Origin of the sequence: Klebsiella sp. EMBS2024, assembly GCF_036233805.1 — a bacterium.
In the GTDB taxonomy this organism is placed as follows: domain Bacteria; phylum Pseudomonadota; class Gammaproteobacteria; order Enterobacterales; family Enterobacteriaceae; genus Klebsiella; species Klebsiella pneumoniae.
In genome coordinates, this window is sequence record NZ_JAZARW010000001.1 from 1,631,124 (window position 1) to 1,638,689 (window position 7,566).

At 60.3% G+C, this 7,566-nt stretch carries 9 protein-coding genes (1 of these 9 cut by a window edge); 8 read left to right on the top strand and 1 reads right to left on the bottom strand.

Annotated elements, in window-relative coordinates:
- Positions 1 to 2,033: the 5' portion of a phenylacetic acid degradation bifunctional protein PaaZ gene (gene paaZ / locus VZP09_RS07285; RefSeq protein ID WP_328794999.1), read on the bottom strand. It extends 25 nt beyond the left edge of the window; only the first 2,033 of its 2,058 coding nucleotides appear in the window; the start codon lies at positions 2,031 to 2,033; its stop codon lies off the left edge, out of view.
- A 286-nt stretch (positions 2,034 to 2,319) separates the two neighbouring features.
- Between paaZ and paaA the strand changes: the two genes are divergently transcribed.
- From paaA to VZP09_RS07325, 8 genes are all read left to right on the top strand, one after another.
- Positions 2,320 to 3,249, top strand: a complete 930-nt coding sequence (gene paaA / locus VZP09_RS07290; protein WP_004176377.1) for a 1,2-phenylacetyl-CoA epoxidase subunit PaaA — start codon at positions 2,320 to 2,322, stop codon at positions 3,247 to 3,249.
- Between the two features lie 11 nt (positions 3,250 to 3,260).
- Positions 3,261 to 3,548, top strand: coding sequence for a 1,2-phenylacetyl-CoA epoxidase subunit PaaB (paaB, locus tag VZP09_RS07295; protein ID WP_004224492.1), 288 nt, complete (start codon positions 3,261 to 3,263; stop codon positions 3,546 to 3,548).
- Between the two features lie 7 nt (positions 3,549 to 3,555).
- Complete coding sequence (paaC, locus tag VZP09_RS07300; RefSeq protein WP_032414850.1) at positions 3,556 to 4,311, top strand: 1,2-phenylacetyl-CoA epoxidase subunit PaaC; 756 nt, start codon at positions 3,556 to 3,558, stop codon at positions 4,309 to 4,311.
- Between the two features lie 11 nt (positions 4,312 to 4,322).
- A complete protein-coding gene (paaD, locus tag VZP09_RS07305; protein WP_032414851.1) occupies positions 4,323 to 4,820 on the top strand; it encodes a 1,2-phenylacetyl-CoA epoxidase subunit PaaD in 498 nt (165 codons plus the stop codon).
- A gap of 7 nt (positions 4,821 to 4,827) precedes the next feature.
- Positions 4,828 to 5,898, top strand: a complete 1,071-nt coding sequence (paaE, locus tag VZP09_RS07310; protein ID WP_201531340.1) for a 1,2-phenylacetyl-CoA epoxidase subunit PaaE — start codon at positions 4,828 to 4,830, stop codon at positions 5,896 to 5,898.
- Complete coding sequence (gene paaF / locus VZP09_RS07315) at positions 5,895 to 6,662, top strand: 2,3-dehydroadipyl-CoA hydratase PaaF (RefSeq protein WP_032414853.1); 768 nt, start codon at positions 5,895 to 5,897, stop codon at positions 6,660 to 6,662. Before paaE ends, paaF begins: the two co-directional genes overlap by 4 nt.
- 2 nt (positions 6,663 to 6,664) lie before the next feature.
- The gene (gene paaG / locus VZP09_RS07320; protein ID WP_004140117.1) at positions 6,665 to 7,453 is read left to right on the top strand and encodes a 2-(1,2-epoxy-1,2-dihydrophenyl)acetyl-CoA isomerase PaaG; all 789 of its coding nucleotides are present in this window, start codon (positions 6,665 to 6,667) and stop codon (positions 7,451 to 7,453) included.
- A partial coding sequence (locus tag VZP09_RS07325) for a 3-hydroxyacyl-CoA dehydrogenase NAD-binding domain-containing protein (protein ID WP_328795475.1) occupies positions 7,454 to 7,566 on the top strand: 113 nt, incomplete at its 3' end.

A 7,566-nucleotide genomic window follows, 5' to 3' on the forward strand; every position in this document is an offset into this window, starting at 1 on the left:
TCTCCCTGTTGACGCGCCACCAGGGTCAGAATGGAATACAGCGCCACCGCCTGCTGGTGCTGATTGAAAATCTCCACCGCCCATTCCACCACGCCGGTGGCTTTCTCATCGGCGCTGCGCTGACATTTGACCGTTTTCCTCTTACAGGTGAGGCGAACCTGAATGGTGTCGCCCGGTTTGACCGGCTCAATAAAGCGCAGGTTTTCCATCCCGTAGTTGGCGATAACCGGCCCGACGCCGGCATCGACGAACAGCCCGGCCGCGGCGGAGATCAGGAAATAGCCGTGGACCACCCGCTCGCCAAAAATCGACTCGGCGGCGGCGATTTTGTCCATGTGCGCGTAGAAATGATCGCCGCTCAGACAGGCGAAGTTAACGATATCCGCTTCGGTCAGGGTTCGGCGCGGGGTTAATAAGCTGTCGCCAGGCTGAATCTCTTCGAAATATTTGCGGAACGGGTGAATACGGTCTTCGTTCACCTGGGCGCCGCGCACCCACTGTTGACCGATGGTCGCCAGCATCGTTGGGCTGCCCTGGACCGCGGTACGCTGCATATAGTGTTTCACCGAACGCAGCCCGCCAAGCTCTTCTCCGCCGCCAGCGCGGCCGGGGCCGCCGTGCACCAGCTGCGGCAACGGCGAACCGTGGCCGGTTGATTCTGCGGAGGATGCTTCATTCAGTATCTGAATACGGCCATGGGCGCGGGCGGCGCCGAGGATAAACTCACGCGCCAGCTCGCCGCTGGCGGTGACCAGCGTCCCCGCCAGACTGCCGCCGCCGGCGCGCGCCAGCGTCAGCGCATGCTGGCGGTCGCGATACGGCATCAGCGTCGCCACCGGACCAAAAGCTTCAATGGCGTGAACCGCCGGCGTTTCATCCGGCTGTGAGCAGTACAACAGGGTCGGCGGGAAAAATGCGCCGGCCGCGCTGAGGTCCGCCTCTCCACCGAGCAGTACTTCGCAGCCAGCGGCTATCAGCTTATTGACGCTCTCCTGTACGTCCTGACGCTGTTCGCTATTAACCAGGGCCCCCATCTTAACGCCCTCCTGCGCAGGGTCACCGACGGTTACTTTATGCAGGCGGGAGATCAGTGCATCGCTAACCGCATTAATCTGAGCCAGTGGCACAATGATTCTGCGGATAGCGGTACATTTTTGCCCGGCTTTCGCCGTCATCTCGCGGACCACTTCCCGAATAAACAGCGCGAATTCCGGTTGCTCCGGAGTGACGTCTTCGCCTAACACGCAGCAGTTGAGTGAATCTGCTTCCATGGTAAAGGGAATGGATTTGGCTACCAGGTTAGGGTGCGCCCGTAGCTGCTGGCCGGTGGCGGCTGACCCGGTAAAGGTAACCACGTCCTGGCTATCGAGGTGGTCGAGCAGATCGCCCGCGCCGCCGCAAATCAGGCTGATGGCGCCCTCCGGCACCAGGCCGCTGTCGACAATCGCTTTCACCATTGCCTGGGTGAGCTGGGCGGTAGCGGTTGCCGGTTTAATGATAGCCGGCATACCGGCAAGCCACGTGGGCGCCAGTTTTTCCAGCATTCCCCAGCAGGGGAAGTTGAAGGCGTTGATATGGACGGCGACGCCTGATTTTGATGTCAGCACATGACGCGCGGCAAAACCGCCCTGTTTGGAGAGCGGGATGAGCTCGTCTTCCGGCCACAGGATATCGTCCGGTAATTCTCGACTACCGAGCCCGGCATAGGTGAAAAGGGTACCGATACCGCCTTCAATATCCACCCAACTGTCGGCGCGAGTGGCGCCGGTTTGCGCGGAGATGGCGTAGAACTCGTCTTTCTGCTCCAGCAACCGTTTTGCTACCGCTTTCAGCATCGCGCTGCGTTCAATAAAGGTCATCGCCTGCAGGGCTTTACCACCGCGCTCAATCGCGAAGCGGCGCGCCTGCGCCATATCCAGGCCTTCACTGGTCACCTCCCAAAGCGCCGCGCCGGTGATGGCGTGATGGATAGTACGGGCGCGGCCCCGGCCGGTCTGCCAGGCGCCGGATAAGTAGCTGGCTAACTGCTGCATCGCAAATCTCCAAATGTGTTACGTGTGATATCTATAAATAGTTCTTTTATGAATCATAAAATGCAAGCCCATATTTAATAAATTATTAACATTGTAATCGCGATGGCGTTACGTCTTATGCTTAACTTACTGTATTAATTGTGGTTTACAAAAGGTTTTGCGGAGATTATCACAAAAAGAGCAAACAAAATTTGTGGTTTTATTTAACCAATATGTAACCTTCAATAAACAAAGTGATTCACATAAATGTTTTTGTTGTGAATATCGGAATCATAAAGGTGATGACGTGACAGAAGAACAACGCTTTGACCAGCGCATCGCGCAGGAAACGGCCATCGAACCGCAGGACTGGATGCCGGATGCCTACCGTAAGACCTTGATTCGGCAGATAGGCCAGCACGCGCACTCGGAGATCGTCGGCATGCTGCCGGAAGGCAACTGGATCACCCGCGCGCCGACGCTGCGCCGCAAAGCGATCCTGTTGGCTAAGGTACAGGATGAGGCTGGACACGGGCTGTATCTCTATAGCGCCGCGGAAACCCTTGGCTGCGCCCGGGAAGACCTGTATCAGAAGATGCTCGACGGGCAGATGAAATACTCCTCCATTTTTAACTACCCGACCCTCAGCTGGGCGGATATCGGCGTGATCGGCTGGCTGGTCGATGGCGCGGCCATCGTCAACCAGGTGGCGCTGTGCCGGACCTCCTACGGCCCCTATGCCCGGGCGATGGTCAAAATCTGCAAAGAAGAGAGCTTTCACCAGCGTCAGGGATTTGAAGCCTGCATGGCGCTGGCGCAGGGCAATGACGCGCAGCGGCAGATGCTGCAGGACGCCATTAACCGCTTCTGGTGGCCGGCGCTGATGATGTTTGGCCCCAACGACGACAACTCGCCGAACAGCGCCCGCAGCATGGCGTGGAAAATCAAACTGCACTCCAACGACGAGCTACGTCAGCGCTTCGTCGATAACACCGTGCCGCAGGTAGAGATCCTCGGTATGACCGTCCCGGACCCGGATTTGCAGTTTGATGAAGCCAGCGGGCACTACCGCTTCGGCGAAATCGACTGGCAGGAATTTAACGAGGTGATTAGCGGCCGTGGCATTTGCAATCACGAGCGGCTGGCCGCCAAGCGTAAGGCCTGGGAAGAGGGCGAGTGGGTGCGCGAGGCCGCGCTGGCCCATGCGCAAAAACAGCAGGCCCGCAGCGCGGCATGAGGAGAGACAACATGAGCAAAGTTTACTGGCCGTTATATGAAGTGTTCGTTCGCAGCAAACAGGGGTTATCCCATCGTCACGTCGGCAGTCTGCACGCCGCCGATGATCAAATGGCGCTGGAGAATGCCCGCGATGCCTATACCCGCCGCAGCGAAGGCTGCTCAATTTGGGTGGTGAAGGCCAGCGAAATCGTTGCTTCGCAGCCGGAAGAGCGCGGCGAATTCTTCGACCCGGCGGAAAGCAAAGTCTACCGTCATCCGACTTTCTATACCGTGCCGGATGGCATGGAACATATGTGAGGCGGCGATGAATATCCCTAACCCCGTAGCCACCTACGCCCTGCGGCTTGGCGACAATGGTCTGGTTCTGGCCCAGCGTTTAGGCGCCTGGTGCGGCCATGCTCCCGAGCTCGAGATCGATCTTGCGCTGGCCAACATCGGCCTCGACCTGCTCGGCCAGGCGCGCAATTTTTTAAGCTATGCCGCCGAGCTTAACGGCTGCGGCGACGAAGATACGCTGGCTTTTGGTCGCGATGAGCGCCAGTACAGCAACCTGCTGCTGGTGGAGCAGCCAAACGGCAATTTTGCCGACACCATCGCCCGCCAGTTCTTTATCGATGTCTGGCACGTCGCCCTGTACAGCCGGCTGGTGAACAGCCGCGACGCGCAGCTGGCGGCCATTGCCGCTAAAGGGCTGAAAGAGGTGCGTTACCACCAGCGCTTTAGCCGCGGCTGGCTGGAGCGTCTGGGTAACGGCACCGAATTATCAAATCGCAAAATGCAGCAGGCGGTCGACAATCTGTGGCGCTTCACCGGCGAACTGTTCCTGGCTGATGAAGTGGAGCTCAGCCTGGTTGAGCAGGGCATTGCGGTTGATCCGCGTGAACTGCAGGCCGAATGGCAAAGCGCGGTACACACGGCGCTTCTCGACTCCGGCTTACAGATCCCGCAGGAAGCGGCCTTCCGCAGCGGCGGCAAACAGGGGCTGCACAGTGAACATCTCGGCCCGCTGCTGGCGGAGATGCAGTATCTGCAGCGTTCGCATCCCGGACTGCAGTGGTAAGTGAGGTGACTATGCAATGTCTTGCCGATATCGCTCCTGCAGAGGTTCGCACCATCTGGGGATTATTAAGCGCGATCCCGGATCCGGAAGTGCCAGTACTCACCATCACCGACCTTGGTATGGTGCGCAGCGTCGCGCGCCATGGCGACGGCTGGGTGATTGGCTTTACCACGACCTATTCGGGCTGTCCGGCGACGGAGCATCTGCTGGGGGAGATCCGCACGGTCATGAGCGAGCATGGCTTTCAGCCGGTACATATCGTCCTGCAGCTGGATCCGCCGTGGACCACCGACTGGATGAGTCAGGATGCCCGCGAGCGCCTGCGCCAGCACGGCATCAGCCCGCCCCAGGGGCACGCCTGCCATGCGGATATGCCCGCTGAGGTGAGCTGTCCGCGCTGCGGCAGCACCCATACCTCGCTGATTAGCGAATTCGGTTCCACGGCCTGCAAAGCGCTCTATCGCTGCGACAGCTGCCGGGAACCTTTTGATTACTTTAAATGTATTTGAGGTTGCCATGACGACGTTCTATTCGCTTAAGGTGGCGAGAGTCGAGCCGGAAACCCGCGATGCGGTGACCATCACTTTTGCGATCCCGCAAGCCCTGCAGGCGGAATACTGTTTTCGCCCGGGCCAGCATCTGACGCTAAAAGCCCGTCTGGGCGGCGAAGAACTGCGCCGCTGTTACTCCATTTGTCACAGCCGCACGCAAGGCGAAATTAGCGTCGCGGTCAAAGCCATCGACGGCGGGCGCTTCTCGCGCTACGCCCAGCAGGATATCCAGCAGGGTATGGAGCTGGAGGTGATGGTGCCGCAGGGGCATTTCGGTTATCAACCGCAGGCCGAACGGCAGGGAGAATATCTGGCGATTGCCGCCGGCTCCGGGATCACGCCGATGATGGCGATCATTAGCGCGACGCTAGCGACCGAGCCGCAAAGCCGCTTCACGCTGATCTACGGCAACCGCAGCAGCCATAGCATGATGTTCCGCCAGGCGCTGGCCGATTTAAAAGACCGCTATCCGCAGCGCCTGCAGGTGATCCACCTGTTTAGCCAGGAGTCGATGGACAGCGATCTGCTACAGGGGCGCATTGACGGCGACAAACTGCGCCAGCTCGCTGACCATCTGCTGGATTTCAGCCGTTTCGACGAGGCCTTTATCTGCGGTCCGGCGGCGATGATGGACGAGGCGGAAGCGACGTTACGTGAACTTGGCGTAGCGGAGAAATCGATTCATCTCGAACGCTTTAATACCCCAGGCGGCAATGTGAAGCGGGTCGCTGGAGTGCAGGCGGAAGGGCGTACGGTGACCATCCGCCAGGACGGGCGCGATCGGCTTATCGCCCTCAGCGCCGAAGACGACAGCATCCTGGATGCCGCATTGCGTCAGGGCGCCGATCTGCCGTTCGCCTGTAAGGGCGGGGTATGCGCCACCTGTAAATGCAAAGTGCTACGCGGTGAAGTGGCGATGGCCGCCAATTACAGCCTGGAAGCGGATGAGCTGGCGGCGGGCTACGTGCTGAGCTGCCAGTCGCTGCCGACCAGCGGCGATGTAGTGGTCGACTTTGACGCGCGGGGGATGGCATGAGTGACCTGCTGATCCACCGTCATGGCCGGGTGCTTCAGTTGACGCTGAACCGCCCGCAGGCCCGCAACGCGCTGAACAATGCCTTATTAACCCAGATTGCCGAGGCGCTGGAGGCCGCGGCAGTTGATGACAGCGTCGGCGTCTGCGTTATCAGCGGTAACGCGCGTTTTTTCGCCGCCGGGGCTGACCTCAATGAAATGGCGGAAAAAGATCTGCCTGCCACCCTGGATGATATTCGCCCACGGTTATGGGGGCGAATCGATGCTTTTACTAAGCCGCTCATCGCCTCGGTCAACGGCTACGCCCTCGGCGCCGGCTGCGAGCTGGCTCTGCTGTGCGATCTGATTGTCGCCGGGGACAACGCCCGCTTTGGCCTGCCGGAAATTACCCTCGGCATAATGCCGGGCGCGGGCGGCACCCAGCGGCTGATCCGCAGCGTTGGCAAGGCGCTGGCCAGCCGGATGGTGCTGAGCGGCGAGAGTATTGACGCCCGCCAGGCGCAGCAGGCCGGGCTGGTCAGTGATATCCATCCGGCGGCGTTAACCGATGAGTATGCCCTGAAACTGGCAACCACCATTGCCCGCCATTCGCCGCTGGCGCTACGGGCGGCAAAACAGTCGCTGCGCCTGGCGCAGGAAGTCAGCCTGCAGGCCGGTCTACAACAGGAGCGCCAGCTGTTTAGCCTGCTGAGCGCCACCGAGGACCGCCGCGAAGGCATCGACGCCTTCTTACAAAAACGTACCCCGGAATTTAAAGGACGCTAATCGTGGAAGCTTTCATTCTCAGCGCAGTGGAACAGGGCGTCATGACCATTACCCTCAATCGCCCGGACCGCCTCAACAGTTTTAACGACCTGATGCATCACCAGCTGGCGGAATGTCTGAAGCAGGCCGAGCGCGATGATGGCGTGCGCTGCCTGCTGATCACCGGCGCCGGCCGCGGTTTTTGCGCCGGCCAGGATTTGAACGACCGCAATGTCGACCCCAGCGGCCCGCCGCCGGATCTTGGCATGTCGGTAGAACGCTTTTACAACCCGTTAGTGCGCCGTCTGGCGGCGCTGCCGAAACCGGTCATCTGCGCGGTTAACGGCGTGGCCGCCGGCGCGGGCGCTACCCTGGCGCTGGGCTGCGATATCGTGCTGGCCGCGCGTTCGGCCAAATTTGTGATGGCGTTCAGCAAGCTCGGCCTGGTGCCGGACTGCGGCGGCAGCTGGTTCCTGCCGCGGGTGGCCGGCCGCGCTCGCGCGATGGGGCTGGCGCTGCTGGGCGACAGCCTCAGCGCAGAACAGGCCGCGCAGTGGGGGATTATCTGGCAACTGGTGGACGATTCAGAACTGGCGGATACCAGTCTGCAACTGGCGCGCCATCTGGCGGCGCAACCGACGTTTGGTCTTGGGCTGATTAAAAAGGCGCTGCTGGCCTCTGAAACCAACAGTCTCGACGCGCAGCTGGACCTGGAGCGCGATTATCAGCGTCTGGCCGGGCGCAGCGATGATTACCGCGAAGGGGTCAGCGCGTTTCTGGCCAAACGGCCACCACAGTTCAGCGGGAAATAGATGATGACGACATCCTTAGCCACCGTGGCGGTGATCGGCAGCGGCACCATGGGAGCCGGCATCGCCGAAGTGGCTGCCGCCGCCGGGCATCCGGTGCGTATTTTTGATATTAA

Bases quoted from the DNA above. Each gene is read 5' to 3' on its own strand.
- paaB (WP_004224492.1), top strand. From the start codon at position 3,261: ATGAGCAAAGTTTACTGGCCGTTATATGAAGTGTTCGTTCGCAGCAAA.
- paaC (WP_032414850.1), top strand. From the start codon at position 3,556: ATGAATATCCCTAACCCCGTAGCCACCTACGCCCTGCGGCTTGGCGAC.
- paaD (WP_032414851.1), top strand. From the start codon at position 4,323: ATGCAATGTCTTGCCGATATCGCTCCTGCAGAGGTTCGCACCATCTGG.
- paaE (WP_201531340.1), top strand. From the start codon at position 4,828: ATGACGACGTTCTATTCGCTTAAGGTGGCGAGAGTCGAGCCGGAAACC.
- paaF (WP_032414853.1), top strand. From the start codon at position 5,895: ATGAGTGACCTGCTGATCCACCGTCATGGCCGGGTGCTTCAGTTGACG.